Origin of the sequence: Streptomyces odontomachicola, assembly GCF_039605595.1 — a bacterium.
Lineage (GTDB): Bacteria > Actinomycetota > Actinomycetes > Streptomycetales > Streptomycetaceae > Streptomyces.
In genome coordinates, this window is sequence record NZ_JBCFOK010000004.1 from 485,919 (window position 1) to 499,834 (window position 13,916).

11 protein-coding genes are annotated in these 13,916 nt (G+C 73.6%); 8 read left to right on the top strand and 3 right to left on the bottom strand.

The window, feature by feature from the left end; all coding sequences use genetic code 11:
- Positions 1-17 precede the first annotated feature (17 nt).
- Positions 18-1,478, bottom strand: coding sequence for a cellulase family glycosylhydrolase (locus tag ABEE00_RS09910; RefSeq protein ID WP_345744931.1), 1,461 nt, complete (start codon positions 1,476-1,478; stop codon positions 18-20).
- Between the two features lie 152 nt (positions 1,479-1,630).
- Here ABEE00_RS09910 and ABEE00_RS09915 point away from each other — a divergent pair, with 152 nt between their 5' ends.
- The gene (locus ABEE00_RS09915) at positions 1,631-2,146 is read left to right on the top strand and encodes a VOC family protein (protein ID WP_345744932.1); all 516 of its coding nucleotides are present in this window, start codon (positions 1,631-1,633) and stop codon (positions 2,144-2,146) included.
- 450 nt (positions 2,147-2,596) lie between these two features.
- On the opposite strand, the gene ABEE00_RS09920 is transcribed toward ABEE00_RS09915, so the two are convergent.
- Positions 2,597-4,252, bottom strand: a complete 1,656-nt coding sequence (locus tag ABEE00_RS09920; protein ID WP_345744933.1) for an acyl-CoA synthetase — start codon at positions 4,250-4,252, stop codon at positions 2,597-2,599.
- Between the two features lie 204 nt (positions 4,253-4,456).
- Here ABEE00_RS09920 and ABEE00_RS09925 point away from each other — a divergent pair, with 204 nt between their 5' ends.
- From ABEE00_RS09925 to ABEE00_RS09945, 5 genes are all read left to right on the top strand, one after another.
- Positions 4,457-5,284, top strand: a complete 828-nt coding sequence (locus tag ABEE00_RS09925) for a crotonase/enoyl-CoA hydratase family protein (protein WP_345744934.1) — start codon at positions 4,457-4,459, stop codon at positions 5,282-5,284.
- A 26-nt stretch (positions 5,285-5,310) separates the two neighbouring features.
- On the top strand, positions 5,311-6,273 hold the full coding sequence (locus tag ABEE00_RS09930) for a Zn-ribbon domain-containing OB-fold protein (protein WP_345744935.1): 963 nt from the start codon (positions 5,311-5,313) through the stop codon (positions 6,271-6,273).
- The gene (locus ABEE00_RS09935; RefSeq protein ID WP_345744936.1) at positions 6,270-7,382 is read left to right on the top strand and encodes a thiolase domain-containing protein; all 1,113 of its coding nucleotides are present in this window, start codon (positions 6,270-6,272) and stop codon (positions 7,380-7,382) included. Before ABEE00_RS09930 ends, ABEE00_RS09935 begins: the two co-directional genes overlap by 4 nt.
- Entirely contained in the window at positions 7,379-8,572 is a 1,194-nt protein-coding gene (locus tag ABEE00_RS09940; protein ID WP_345744937.1) for a thiolase domain-containing protein, read from the top strand. The genes ABEE00_RS09935 and ABEE00_RS09940 overlap by 4 nt, the downstream gene beginning before the upstream one ends.
- A gap of 118 nt (positions 8,573-8,690) precedes the next feature.
- A complete protein-coding gene (locus ABEE00_RS09945; protein ID WP_451918529.1) occupies positions 8,691-8,933 on the top strand; it encodes a DUF397 domain-containing protein in 243 nt (80 codons plus the stop codon).
- Here the strand turns inward: ABEE00_RS09945 and ABEE00_RS09950 are convergent.
- Positions 8,926-10,122 (bottom strand): terpene synthase family protein, encoded by a 1,197-nt coding sequence (locus ABEE00_RS09950; RefSeq protein WP_345744938.1) that lies wholly within the window; start codon positions 10,120-10,122, stop codon positions 8,926-8,928. The two genes, ABEE00_RS09945 and ABEE00_RS09950, sit on opposite strands and share 8 nt — an antisense overlap.
- 211 nt (positions 10,123-10,333) lie before the next feature.
- Between ABEE00_RS09950 and ABEE00_RS09955 the strand changes: the two genes are divergently transcribed.
- Both ABEE00_RS09955 and ABEE00_RS09960 read left to right on the top strand, forming a co-directional pair.
- Positions 10,334-13,357, top strand: coding sequence for an ATP-binding protein (locus tag ABEE00_RS09955; protein ID WP_345744939.1), 3,024 nt, complete (start codon positions 10,334-10,336; stop codon positions 13,355-13,357).
- Positions 13,358-13,386: 29 nt separating this feature from the next.
- Positions 13,387-13,884 carry a hypothetical protein gene (locus ABEE00_RS09960; RefSeq protein ID WP_345744940.1) on the top strand — a complete coding sequence of 166 codons (498 nt, stop codon included), beginning with the start codon at positions 13,387-13,389 and terminating at the stop codon, positions 13,882-13,884.
- The last annotated feature ends 32 nt before the right edge of the window (positions 13,885-13,916 follow it).

Sequence of the window (13,916 nt, forward strand, 5' to 3'; positions counted from 1 at the left end):
GGCGTACGAGGGGTGGGTCAGCGGCCCAGCGGTGTCACGGTCACCGTCGCGGGGACCCGGCCGTACGCGCTGACCCGCACCGTTCGTGCGTGATCCGCCGGCGGTACGCGGTCCGTGCGCGCCCGGACGGGGCCCGCGGTCCGTATGCGCCAGCCGCTCTCCGACGGCGGGAGGGACAGCTCGGTCACCGTACGGCCGGGGCGCGGGAGGTAGGCGAGGCGGTAGGCGGCGGTGCGCGGGTCGTAGCCGTCGCTCAGCACCCGGCCCGCGACGGCCGGCGCGTAAGGGCGCATCGTGCGGCCCTTGTTGGGGCGGAAGCGGCCCTCGGCGTCCAGAGCGCAGTACCCGCCGCCGTAGCACCACACGTAGCCCGCCCACCCGGTCGCGTAGCGGTCCATGGAGGCGAGCGCGTCCTCGTGGAAGCGGCCCATGTTCGGCAGTGAGCTGTCCGCCGGGCCCCATTCGCCCACCCACACCGGCATGCCGTGGCGGCGCGGATAGTCCGTGACGGCCGCCTCGTACCGCTCCAGCCAGCCCTCGGCCGGGTCGTAGTCGCCGCCCGCCTCCATGCGCTGGTTGTAGAAGTGCGGCGCGTAGACCAGGCGCCGGCCGCCGGGACGCGGGTCCGCCACGGCGCCGAGGGCCGTCGGCACGCCCTCGCCGACGAGCGGCGTCGGCTCGATGAACAGCCACGCGTCCCGGTCCACCCGCCGCACGGCCCGCGCCAGCCGCCCGTACATCGGGGTGAGCTGCCGCGCCTCGATCCGCGCCGCGGCCTGCGGCAGGCTCTCGCCGTCCCGTACGCGGCCCATCGGCTCGTTCAGGAAGTCGTAGCCCAGTACGGCGGGGTGGTGCCGGAACCGCTGCGCGAGCACCTGCCACATGCGGGCCTGCGCGCGGCGCAGATCCGGGTCCTCGTACAGGTGCTGGAAGGCGGCCTGCACGGCGGGCTCGAAGTACTCAGCGAACCAGTCGTCCGGATGCGGCGTGAAGGGCAGCCCGTCCGTGCGGGTCGCCCACTCCGGGATGCCGCGGTGCCCGAAGCGCGGCCCGAAGACGTCCTGGTGCGCGTCGATCACGACCCGCACGCGGTGCTTGCGCGCCCAGTCCAGTACGCGCTCGACGCGGGCCAGATAGCGGGCGCTGTAGTGGCCGCGCCGGGGTTCCAGGTCGTCCCAGAACACCAGGAGCCGCGCGGTGGTGAAGCCGCGCGCGGCCATGTCGGCGAAGTGCCGCTCGGTGATCGCGGAGAGTGCGTCCGCGCCGCGGTGGATCTTGTCCTCCACGTTCCAGCCGCGGAGCGTGAGGGCGCGGCCGTGGTCGTCGGTGACGCGGGGGAGGGGCGTCGTACGGGGTGCGGCGCGGGTCGGGGTGCCGCCCGGTGTCGCCGTTCCCTCCGCCGTGGCCGCCGTGACCGCTGTGAGCAGCAGGGTCAGGGCCGCCGCTCCCGCCGTCAGCGCCGTACGCAGCGATCTCACGCGCCTCCCCCTCCGCCGGTGCGGCCGCCAGGACCGGTCGCCTGGCAGGGACGCGACATCCAAGCAGCGCGCCGGTGCGGCGACAAGACCGCGCGGCGGAATCGCGTTAGGGTGGTAGTTGAATAGCGAACCATTTCATGGGAGGACGGGCCATGCCGCAGCCGCAGGGAGCCGAACTGGAGGCCGTACGGGCCAGGCGCGAGGAACTGCGGGAGCGCTACCTGCGCCCCGCGCCCGAGCGTGCGGCCACCACGGCGCGGGGGGTGCACCACGTGGCGTTCATCTGCCGGGACGTGGAGGAGACCATCCGCTTCTACCAGGAGCTGCTGGGCTTCCCGCTGGTCGAGATCGTGGAGAACCGCGACTACAGCGGCTCCACGCACTTCTTCTTCGACCTGGGGCACGGCAATCTGCTGGGCTTCTTCGACTTCCCCGGGCACGAGCATCCGGAGTTCTCGGAGACGCTGGGCGGTGTGCAGCATCTGGCGATCTCGATGGATGGTGAGCAGCACGCGGCGGCGCGCAAGCGTCTGGATGCGGCGGGTGTGGGTTACGCCGGTCCGGACCGCGGCGTGGAGGAGAGCCTCTACCTCCGCGACCCGAACGGCGTCCCGGTGGAGCTCTACGCCGAGGCCCTCGGCAAGTTCAACGGCACCGACTTGTTCTGACCCGGCCCGTACACGGGGGCTGCGCCCCTGCCCCGCTCCGGAGGTGCGGGCGCTGCGCGCCTCCGGGACCTCCCCACCCAGGTGTGGGCGTGCGTTCCGCTCGGGGCGGAACGGGCGGGCACACCGGAACCGCCAGCCGCGAGGCCCACCCAACCCCGCACCCAGCTCACGCGCTCGGCGCGGGCGTTCACGGGGCTGCGCCCCGGGCCCCGTTGGGTGGGTGGTTGCGCGGGAGCAGGGGCGCAAGTCCGGTTGTGCCCACCCGTTCCGCCCCTGCGGAACGACTGCCCACAACCTTGTGCGGGGGGTGGGGTGGGCAGAGCCCCGGGCTTGACCGCAACCCACAACCTCGTACGGAGGTGGGGTGGGCAATGCCCCGGCCGGGCGCAGCCCGCAACCTCGTAGAGAAGTCGGCGGGTCCCCAGCCTCACAGCGTCGCGGGGCGCAGCCTCACGGCGCTGCCGACGCGACCTCCTTCGCCCAGCGGTAGTCGGCCTTGCCGCTGGGGGAGCGCTGCAGTGTCTCGCGGAAGACCACCGTCCGCGGGGTCTTGTAACCGGCCAACCGCGTGCGGCAGTGCTCGCGCACCGCGTCCGCGGTCAAGGCCGAGGCGCCCGCCCGGAGCTGGACCACCGCCGCGACCCGGCTCCCCCACCGCTCGTCCGGCACCCCCGCCACCAGCGCGTCGTAGATGTCGGGGTGCGCCTTGAGCGCCTCCTCGACCTCCTCGGGGAACACCTTCTCGCCGCCCGTGTTGATGCACTGCGACCCGCGCCCCAGCACGGTGACCACCCCGTCCGCGTCCACCGTCCCCATGTCGCCGAGCAGCACCCACCGCGTGCCCTCCGCGTCCTGGAAGAAGGTCTCGGCGGTCTTGCGCGCGTCGTTGTAGTAGCCCAGCGGCACATGGCCGCGCAGCGCGATGCGCCCCTCCTCGCCGGGCGCGACGGGCCGCCGCGTGGCCGGATCGACCACCGCCGTACCGGAGTTGACGGTGATCCGGAACCCCTGCCCGGCCCCCGCGTCCTGCGTGGCCGTGCCGTTGAAGCCGGACTCCGAAGAGCCGAAGTTGTTGATCAGCATCGCGTGCGGCACCAGCTCGGAGAACTGCCGGCGCACCGTCTCCGAGAGCACCGCGCCCGAGCTGGACACGGCCAGCAGCGAGGAGCAGTCGGTGCCCTTGAGCGGCCCGGCCAGCGCGTCCACCAGCGGCCGCAGCATCGCGTCGCCGACCAGCGAGACGGCCGTGACCCGTTCGCGCTCGACCGTGCGCAGCACCTCCTCGGGCGCGAACTTCCGGTGCAGCACGATCTTCTGGCCGTAGTTGAGCCCGATGAACGTGGTCAGTGTGGACGTCCCGTGCATCAGCGGAGGCGTGGGGAAGAAGACCAGGCCCTCGCCGCCGGCCGCGGCGCGCTCGGCCAGTTCCTCGGGCCGCGAGACGGGTTCCCCCGTCGGCGCGCCCCCGCCCAGCCCGGAGAAGAACAGGTCCTCGGCGCGCCACATGACGCCCTTCGGCATCCCCGTGGTGCCCCCGGTGTAGATGATGAGCTGGTCGTCCCCGGACCGCGGCCCGAAGTCCCGTACGGCGGAACCTGAGGACTCCGCATCGGCGAACGGCACGGGCGCGAGCGGAAGTCGGGCCCCCTCATCCGAAGCGCCCTCACCCACCGCGCCCTCACCCACCGCGCCCACCCTCACCAGATGCCGCACCCCCGGCGCCCGCCCCACCGCCGCCGCCACGCGCCCGGTGAACTCCGCGTCGAAGACGAGCGCCACCAGGTCCGCGTCACGGTAGAGATGGATCAGCTCCTCCTCCACGTACCGGTAGTTGACGTTCACCGGCACCGCGCGGATCTTCAGGCACGCGAGCAGCGTCTGCACGTACTCGATGCCGTTGTAGAGGTGCAGTCCCACGTGCTGTCCGGCCCGCACGCCGCCGTCCCCGGCGAGGTGGTGCGCGAGGCGGTTGGCGGCCGCGTCCAGTTCCGCGTACGTGAGGCGGCGCTCGGACCCCGTGCCGGGGTGGTCGACATAGACCAGCGCCTCGCGGTCCGGTACGGCGTCGGCTATCGACTCGAACAGGTCGGCAAGGTTGTACTCCACGGTGTTCCTCCCGCGCCGCTGGTCTCGTTCATAAGGAACTCGTTCGTACGGGCCGTGCGTGGCGGTCATGAGAGCACCGCGCCGTGCAGACCGGAAGGGGCCCCGCACAGTTTTCTGACTGTGTGTCAGAAAACCCTTGAACTCTGCGTGCGGTGACTGCAACCTGTTCCAGTCCAAGGGCGGAGAACCGGGGAGGCGACTGCTGTGGGCGGTACGGAACATCTGCTGACGGAGCGCAGGGGAGCCACCATGGTGCTCACCCTGAACCGCCCGGAGGCCAAGAACGCGCTCTCGCTCCCGATGCTGGTCGGCCTCTACGACGGCTGGCTGGAAGCGGACGCCGACGACGACATCCGCTCCATCGTGCTCACCGGAGCCGGCGGAGCCTTCTGCGCCGGGATGGACCTCAAGTCCCTCGCCGGAAGCGGCGGCCTCAACGGGGACGACAGCAGGAACGGGGAGGAAGGCCCGCTCAGGGCCCGCATGCGCGAGGACCCCGACCTGCACTGGAAGGCCATGCTCCGGCACCACAGGCCGCGCAAGCCGGTGATCGCCGCGGTCGAGGGCGCCTGCGTGGCGGGCGGCACCGAGATCCTGCAGGGCACCGACATCCGCGTCGCGGGCGAGAGTTCGGCCTTCGGCCTCTTCGAGGTGCGCCGCGGGCTGTTCCCGATCGGCGGCTCGACCGTACGGCTGCCGCGCCAGATCCCGCGTACCCACGCGCTGGAGATGCTGCTCACCGGCCGCCGCTACTCCGCGGCCGAGGCCGAGCGCATCGGGCTGATCGGCCACGTCGTGCCGGACGGCGGCGCGCTGGAGAAGGCGCTGGAGATCGCCGAGCAGATCAACGCGTGCGGCCCGCTGGCGGTCGAGGCGGTCAAGGCATCGGTGTACGAGACCGCGGAGATGACCGAGACCGACGGGCTCGCGGCCGAACTCGAACGCGGCTGGCCGGTGTTCGGCACAGCGGACGCCAAGGAGGGCTCCCGGGCCTTCGCGGAGAAGCGCACTCCCGTCTACCGCCGGGCCTGAGCGCCCGGGAATGGAGGTCTGGCCCCATGACAGCGGCACCCCCCGAAGTGCTGAGCGCGCCCCTGGTCGTCGAGTTCCCCTTCACCCGCTCCCTCGGGCCCGTGCAGAGCGCGTTCCTGACCGGGCTGCGCGAGCGCACCCTGCTCGGCGTGCGCACGAAGGACGGCTCGGTCCTGGTGCCGCCCGTCGAGTACGACCCGGTCACCGCCGACGAGCTGCGCGACCTGGTGGAGCTGGAGCCCACGGGCACCGTCACCACCTGGGCGTGGAACCCGCACCCCTCCCGGCACCAGCCCCTGCGACGGCCGTTCGCCTGGGTGATGGTGAAGATCGACGGCGCCGACAGCGGCTTCCTGCACGTCCTGGACGCGCCGGGCCCCGAGGCCGTGCACACCGGGATGCGGGTACGGGTGCGCTGGGCCGAGGAGCGCACCGGCTCGGTCACGGACATCGCCTGCTTCGAGCCGTACGAGGGGGAGAAGGGCGGCGTCCAACCCCAGGCGCACACCGGCGAGTTCGACGACCAGGTCACCGGCATCACCGTGCCCGCGCGGCTCGACTACACCTACAGCCCCGGGCGCGCGCAGACCCGCTATCTGGAGACCCTGCTCGCCGAGCGCCGCATCCTGGGGGAGCGGTGCCCGGAGTGCCGGAAGGTGTACGTGCCGCCGCGCGGCGCCTGCCCGACCTGCGGGGTGCCCACGGGGGAGCAGGTCGAGGTCGGACCGCGGGGCACCGTCACGACCTTCTGCGTAGTCAACATCAAGGCCAAGGGCCTGGACATCGAAGTGCCCTACGTCTACGCGCACATCGCCCTGGACGGAGCGGGCCTGGCCCTGCACGGGCGCCTGGCGGGCATCCCCTACGACGAGGTGCGGATGGGTCTGCGGGTGGAGCCGGTGTGGACCGAGGACGGGCGCTATCCGGACCACTACCGGCCCACGGGCGAACCCGACGCCGACTACGACAGCTACAAGGAGCTGCTGTGACGACCGCACCGGGAAACCGCGCACGGGGACTGACGCCGCGGCGCGAGGTGGCCGTGGTCGCCTTCGCGCAGAGCGACCACCGGCGCTCCACGGCCGAGGTGTCCGAGGTCGAGATGCTGATGCCGGTGCTGCGCGAGGTGCTGGACAGCACGGGCCTGCACACCGGCGACATCGGCTTCACCTGCTCGGGCTCCAGCGACTACCTCGCGGGCCGCGCCTTCTCCTTCACCATGGCGCTGGACGGCGTCGGAGCATGGCCCCCGATCTCCGAGTCGCACGTCGAGATGGACGGCGCCTGGGCGCTGTACGAGGCGTGGGTGAAGCTCCTGACCGGCGAGGCCGACACGGCCCTGGTCTACGGGTACGGCAAGTCCTCGCCCGGCGACCTGCGGGAAGTGCTCACCCGGCAGTTGGACCCGTACTACGTGGCGCCCCTGTGGCCCGACCCCGTGGCGCTCGCCGCGCTCCAGGCGCAGGCCCTCATCGACAACGGCGAGACCGACGAGCGCGCCCTGGCCGCCATCGCGGCCCGCAACCGCATGGCAGCCGAGGACAATCCGCACGCCCAGCTCCGCGGATCGCCGCCGCCCGAGCGGCTGGTGGAGGGCGACTACCTCGTACAGCCGCTGCGCACCCACGACGCCCCGCCCATCGGCGACGGGGCGGCAGCCGTGATCCTCGCGGCCGGCGACCGCGCGCGGGAACTGACCGAGCGCCCCGCCTGGATCCGCGGCATCGACCACCGCGTGGAGGCGCACAGCCTCGGCGTACGCGACCTCGCCGACTCTCCCTCGGCGCGGCTGGCGGCCGAGCGCGCGGGCCACTTCGACCCGGGCTCGGCTCCCTGCGACACCGCCGAGCTGCACGCGCCGTTCACCGCCCAGGAGGTGGTGCTGCGCAAGGCCCTGAAGCTGGGCGACGACGTACGGGTCAACCCCTCGGGCGGCGCGCTGGCCGCCAATCCGCTGATGGCCGCGGGTCTCGTCCGCATCGGCGAGGCCGCCGCGCGGGTCTCGCGCGGCGAGTCGGCGCGCGCCCTCGCCCATGCGACCTCGGGTCCCTGCCTCCAGCAGAACCTCGTCGCGGTGCTGGAAGGAGAGCCCTCATGAGCACGCAGAGCCTGAGTACGCACAGTGGCAAGGAGCCCGTGGCCGTCACAGGCATCGGGCAGACCGAGCACAAGGCGGCGCGCAAGGACGTGTCGATGGCCGGGCTGGTGCGCGAGGCGGCCCTGCGCGCCCTGGAGGACGCCGAGTTGACCTGGGCGGACATCGACGCCGTGGTCATCGGCAAGGCCCCGGACTTCTTCGAGGGCGTCATGATGCCCGAGCTCTACCTCGCCGACGCGCTCGGCGCGGTGGGCAAGCCCATCCTGCGCGTGCACACGGCCGGTTCGGTCGGCGGTTCCACGGCGCTGGTCGCCGCGAACCTCGTCGCGGCGCGGGTGCACTCCACGGTGCTCACCCTCGCCTTCGAGAAGCAGTCCGAGTCCAACGCGATGTGGGGCCTGTCGCTGCCCGTGCCCTTCCAGCAGCCGCTGCTCGCAGGGGCCGGCGGCTTCTTCGCGCCGCACGTGCGCGCGTACATGCGGCGCACCGGCGCACCCGACACGATCGGCTCCCTCGTCGCGTACAAGGACCGCCGCAACGCGCTCAAGAACCCCTACGCGCACCTGCACGAACACGATCTGACCCTGGAGAAGGTGCGTGCGGCGCCGATGCTCTGGGACCCCATCCGCTACTCCGAGACCTGCCCCTCGTCCGACGGCGCCTGCGCCATGGTGCTCACCGGGCGCGAGGGCGCGGCCCGTTCGCCCGCGCCGCCCGCCTGGGTGCACGGCGGGGCGATGCGCAGCGAGCCGACCCTGTTCGCCGGGAAGGACGCGGTGAGCCCGCGCGCCGGACGCGACTGCGCGGCGGACGTGTACCGGCAGGCGGGGATCACCGACCCGCGCCGGGAGATCGACGCGGTCGAGATGTACGTGCCCTTCTCCTGGTACGAGCCGATGTGGCTGGAGAACCTCGGCTTCGCAGAGGAGGGCGCGGGCTGGAAGCTCACCGAGTCCGGCGTGACCGAACTCGACGGCGACCTGCCCGTGAACCCCTCCGGCGGCGTGCTCTCCAGCAACCCCATCGGCGCCTCGGGCATGCTGCGCTTCGCCGAGGCCGCCCTCCAGGTGCGCGGGAGGGCGGGGGCCCATCAGGTCGACGGTGCCCGCAGGGCGCTCGGCCATGCCTACGGCGGCGGGTCCCAGTTCTTCTCGATGTGGCTGGTGGGGGACGAGCCGCCGCAGGGCTGAGCGCCCGCTCCGCGCACCGCGCGCGGCCGACTTCGAGAGCTGTGCTCCGTGGCCTGTCGCCGCGCTGCGCCCCGTGGTTAGTCTGGCCGACGGACGACGAACCGGGAGGAGCACGGACGTGGCCGAGCGCACCATCAGCCCCATGACAATGGCGTCGACGGGGAGGCCGGATCTCGATCTGAGCAACGCCCACTGGCAGTCGGGCAGCAGGGGGCGGGGCGACGTGGAGATCGCCTTCGTCGAGGGCTACATCGCCATGCGCAACGCGGGCACCCCCGAGGTCCCCGCCGTCATCTTCACCCCTGGCGAGTGGAACGCGTTCGTCCTCGGCGCGAGGGACGGGCAGTTCGACCTCACCTGAGGCGCGGCGCCGGCGGCCCGTGCGCCCCGCGGTCGGCGTCGGAGGCGGTCTTCTGCGGCGGCACCGTGTCGCGTGCCGCCGCGACGTCACGCGTGACCGTGGCGCGACGGGCCGGTGCGGGGTCAGGGCCCGGTACGGCGTCGCGCTCCGGCACCGCCTCACGCCCCGCCCAGGGACGGTTGCGCCCGCCGCTGACGGCCGCCACCCCCGACGCGTCGTAGCGCGCCGTCTCCAGCGACCAGGCGAGGTTGCCGCTCATCACGTGCCGCATGGCGTCCAGGCACCCCGAGGCGTCCCGTTGCAGCGCCGGGGGCGCCTCGGCCGCGGCGAGGGCGCGCTGCACCTCGGGGGAGAGCCGGCGGAAGAGGGCCACCCTGCTGTTGGTGAGCCCGCTGAGGTAGGCCACCGACTCCTCCAGGGTGCAGCCCGAGCGCGAGCGCAGGAGCAGCGCGCCGTTGCCGCGCACATCGCCGGCCGCCAGCTCCTTGTCGAGGGAGCACAGGTCGTTCACGAAGATCACCACGTCGACGGCGAGCTCCCGCAGCACGGTGAGCTGCCGCAGCCCGTACAGTCCCGCCGGCACCGCCCGGCCCTCGCAGCGCTCCGCCAGATCCAGGCAGGGCAGCACGCCGATGGTGCGGCGCCTGGTCTTCATGTAGCGCTCAAGTGAGGGCGCTCTGCGTGCCGTCCTGGCGCTCGCCTCCCAGCGGTGCGCCTCCAGGTACGCGCGCCAGTGCCGCCCGAAGCGGCGCCGCCAGGACGGCGGCATCCCGTCGGTCGCGCGCGCCCACACGTCGTGGAAGGCGGCGGTCAGCGGGGACTCGGCGCCTCCGGTGGGCCCGGGGCCCCCGGTGCGCAGGCAGCGTTCCATGCTGCTGACGACGGGCGCGACCGCCTCGGGGCGCCGCCCGAGCGCCCCGTCGAACTGGTCGTCGAAGATGAAGAACCATCCGTTGATGTCGCAGGCGAGGCAGAGTTCGGCGGTGCTGGCCCCCGGATAGAAGCGGGCCATCAGCCGCTCCAGGTGCAGGGAGTCGTACTCGGCGGCGGTCTGCGGATCGCGGAGCAGTCCGAGCTCCCGCAGCCAGTCCAGGGTGTGCGTGCGGGCCGCTTCCACGGAGGCGTTGACCTCCGAGGGGAAGGGGATTCCGACAAGTGCGGTACGGCGTACCGCGGCAGTTCCGTTCATGGGGAAGGAGTGAAGCGGAACGCTCTGTTCACTGTCAGGGGATCGGCGAAGCGGACGGTGGTACGGAAGCCCGCCGGGGAGCGGGGCGGCGGCTGCGCGCTGCTGCGGTGGTCCGTGCACACCAACTACGGTGTAAACACCTGAACTTGGGGTTTCGGCACCCTGCGCCGGGCGTAGTGTCAGCGGCACATGCCCCCCGAAGGAGCCCGTCATGCCGCAGTCCCCGGGCCATCGCCGCGCGATGAGCCGCACCCTGCTGGAGCGCGAGACCGAACTGGCCGCAACGGACGAGCGCCTGGAGCTCCTCTGCGGGGTCCCCACGGGCCGCAGGGAGAAACCGCTCGGGACACAGCAGGGGACAGGGACACAGGAGGGGACGGCGCAGCCGGGACCGCCGCAGGGGACGCAGCAGGTCACCCCGCGGGGCCTCGCCGGCGGCGTGCTCGCCTTCGCGGGGACCGCGGGCGGGGGCAAGACCACGCTGCTCGCCGAGGTGCGCATGCGCGCCGTCGCCCGCGGCTGCACCATCCTCGGCGCGCGCGGCGGCGAGCCCGAGCAGGAGTCGGCGTTCCACGTCGTGCGCCAGCTCGTGCAGCCGGTGCTCGCGGCGGCGGGCGAGAAGGAGCACCGCCGCATCCTGGGCAGTTGGTACGACATCGTCGCCCCCGCCGTCGGTCTGGTCGCACCCGGCGACGGCGGCACGCCCGACCCCACAGGAGTGCGGGACGGCCTGGACTGGCTGGTCACCCGCCACGTCGTGGCCCACGCGCCGGTGGTGATGATCCTCGACGACGCGCACTGGGCCGACGCCGAGTCGCTGGCCTGGCTCACCGGGTTCGCCGCCCGCGTCGCCGAACTGCCCCTGCTGCTCGTGCTCGGATACCGCCCCGAGGACGTGCCCTCGCGCGCCACGGCCTTCCGCCGCCTGGTCGAGCGGGACGACACCAGGCCGATGGAGCTCGCGCCGTTCTCCGCCCGCGCCGTCACCCGCCTCGTGCGCCAGGCCCTGGGCCCCGAGGCGGACGAGGACTTCTGCAGGGAGTGCTGGGCGATCACCGGCGGCAATCCGTACGAGGTGTGCGAGCTCGCCGCCAGGACCCAGGACCACGGCGTCAAGCCCCGCTACGACGCCGTGCCCCAGCTGCGCGAGCTCGCCTCGGCGCTCAAGGGCAACGGCATCGTCGAGCGGCTGGAGAAGCTCGGGTCCACCTGCGTCCGTATGGGCTGGACCGTGGCCGTGCTGGGCTCCGAGGCCACCCTGGACTCCGCCGCGCACGTGGCGGCGCTCGGCGCGCAGGAGGCGGCGGACGCCGTGGCCGCGCTCCGCGAGGCGCGGCTGCTGCGCGACGGCGGGCCCGAGGACACCCGGCTGGAGTTCGTCCACCCGCTGCTCGCCACCGCCGTCTACCGCGCCATCCCCGGACCGCTCCGCACCGCGCTGCACGGCCAGGCCGCCTCCGCCGTGACCGCGGCCGGCCTCGACATCACCGCGGCCGCACGGCACCTGATCGAGGTGCACCCGGACGGCGACCCCGACGTGGTCGAGGGGCTGCGCGCCGCCGCGCGCCGGCACATGCGCTCCGGCGCCCCGGACGCCGCGCACCGCTGCCTGTCCCGCGCGCTGCGCGAGCCGCCCTCGCAGGAGGACCGGCCGGCCGTGCTCTTCGAGCTCGGCTGCTCCTCGCTGCTCACCGCGCCCGTCACCACCGTCAACCACCTGCGTTCGGCCCTGGAGGAGCCGGCTCTCGACCCGGCGCTGCGCGAGCAGGTCTGCTATCGCCTCGCGCAGGCGCTCGCCCACACCGACCGGCTGGGCGAGGCGGCGCGCGTCGTGGAGGAGGAGGCCCGCAGCGCGGTGGACCCGCGCACACGGGTGCGCATGCGGGCCGAGCAGTTCATGTACCACGCCTTCCGCGCCGACGAGGAGGACTCGCCCGCCCGCTCCCGCAGGCTGGCCAGGTTCGCCGCGCGGCTGCCAGGCGACGGCAGGGCCGAGCGCTCCGTGCTCGGGCTGCGCGGCTGGGACGCGATGGTGCGCGGCGAGCGCGCCACGGTGGCCGTGCGCTGCGCCGAGCAGGCCCTGCGCGGCGGCCTGAGCTGGACCGACGAGGAGTGGGGCTTCGAGGTCCCGGTGCTCACCGCGCTGACCCTGATGTACGCGGACCAGCCGGGCCGCGCCGAGGAGCTGTTCACCGACGGCATCGCGGAGTGCGAGCGCAAGGGCTGGCGCGGCGCCCACCTCTCCTTCGGCTTCACCCTGCTCGGCTACATCAGGTACCGCCGCGGCAGCCTCTCCGAGGCCGAGGACCTGGTGCGCGGCGGGCTGCGGATCGCCGACCGTGTGGGCAGCAGGGTGCCGGCGCAGTGGTTCGCGCTGGGCATCCTGATCGAGATCCTGCTCGCGCGCGGCGCCGTCCCGCAGGCCCAGCAGCTCGCCCAGACCTACGGCTACGGCGAGGTCACCCCCAACGCCGTGGTCTACCCCGACTCCCGCACCGTCTACGCGGAGCTCCTGCTCGCGCGCGGCCTCGCCGAGGAGGCCGAGCGCGAGCTGCTCGCCGTCGGCAGGAGGCTCGACCCGCGCGGCATGCGCAACCCCGCCTGGTGCCCCTGGAAGCTGCGGCTCGCCGAGTCCCTGGCGGGCCGCGACCCGGACCGCGCCGAGGCCTGCGCCCGCGACGCGCTGGCCCGCGCCCGCCGCTTCGGCACGCCCTCGGCCGTCGGCGAGGCCCTGCACACCTGGGCCCAGGTGGGCTCGGGGCCGCAGCGCCTGGACCGGCTCCGCGAGGCGGTGCGCTGGCTGGAGCGCTCGCCCGCCGCGTACGAACTCTCCCGCGCCCTCGTCGACCTGGGCGCCGAGCAGCGCAGGTGCGGGCTGCCGCAGGAGTCGGCCGACAGCCTCTACCGCGGCCTGGAGGGCGCGGTCGGATGCGGTTCGGCCGGGCTGGCCGCACGCGCCAGGGACGAGCTCGCCGCGGCCGGGCTTTCCCCGCTCCAGCTCCACGGCGCGGCCGAGACCGACACGCTCACCGACCGCGAACGGGCCGTCGCGGTGCGCTCGGCACAGGGCGAGGATCCCCAACGCATCGCGCACGGGCTGGAGTTGGAGGAGGTGGCGGTGGTGCGGCTGCTCTCCGGGGTCTACCGCAAGCTGGGCACGGGCCCGGAGGGCCTGCCGGGGCTGCTGGACCGGGTCGTGGGGGCGTCCGCCGGGCCGGTGGTGCCGGGACACTGAGTGCCGCGGCGTCCACGTACCATGGCGGCATGTCCTTCCTCCGCCGCCGCAGTGCCGCCGTGCCCGCAGGTCCGGACTTCGACGTCCTGGCCATGGACCCCAGCGACTGGCCGGGCAATCTCGGCGCAGGGCTGCTGCCCGCGCCCGACGGCACCTGCCAGGGGGTCTTCCTCCGGTACGACCTGTTCGGCGGCCGCGGCCCCGCGATGATCATCGGCAATCTGCCGGAGGGGTCACCGGCGCGCGAGGTCGCTGAGGGGCAGGTGCCCTTCGAGGTGGCCCAGCTCATGGCCGCGCTGGAGAACGAGGAGCACGTCGAGGTCGTAGGCGTCGAGGACGACCCGGTGATGCACGAGGACAACCTGCTCATCGTGCGCCGGATCAAGTGCTCGGAGGAGCGCATCTCCTGCGTGCAGTTCGACCGCAGCGACGGCGTGCTGGTCACCATCGCGAGCTGGGACCGCCCGATCACCAGCGATCTGTACGCCCTGCTGAAGCCGCTCCCCGCCGAGATGTTCCAGCAGTGAGCCGGCGCCCCGCACAGGGGCGCCGGCCCACC

Coding starts and splice junctions, on each gene's coding strand:
- ABEE00_RS09915 (WP_345744932.1), top strand. CDS start 1,631: ATGCCGCAGCCGCAGGGAGCCGAACTGGAGGCCGTACGGGCCAGGCGC.
- ABEE00_RS09930 (WP_345744935.1), top strand. CDS start 5,311: ATGACAGCGGCACCCCCCGAAGTGCTGAGCGCGCCCCTGGTCGTCGAG.
- ABEE00_RS09940 (WP_345744937.1), top strand. CDS start 7,379: ATGAGCACGCAGAGCCTGAGTACGCACAGTGGCAAGGAGCCCGTGGCC.
- ABEE00_RS09950 (WP_345744938.1), bottom strand. CDS start 10,122: ATGAACGGAACTGCCGCGGTACGCCGTACCGCACTTGTCGGAATCCCC.
- ABEE00_RS09955 (WP_345744939.1), top strand. CDS start 10,334: ATGCCGCAGTCCCCGGGCCATCGCCGCGCGATGAGCCGCACCCTGCTG.
- ABEE00_RS09960 (WP_345744940.1), top strand. CDS start 13,387: ATGTCCTTCCTCCGCCGCCGCAGTGCCGCCGTGCCCGCAGGTCCGGAC.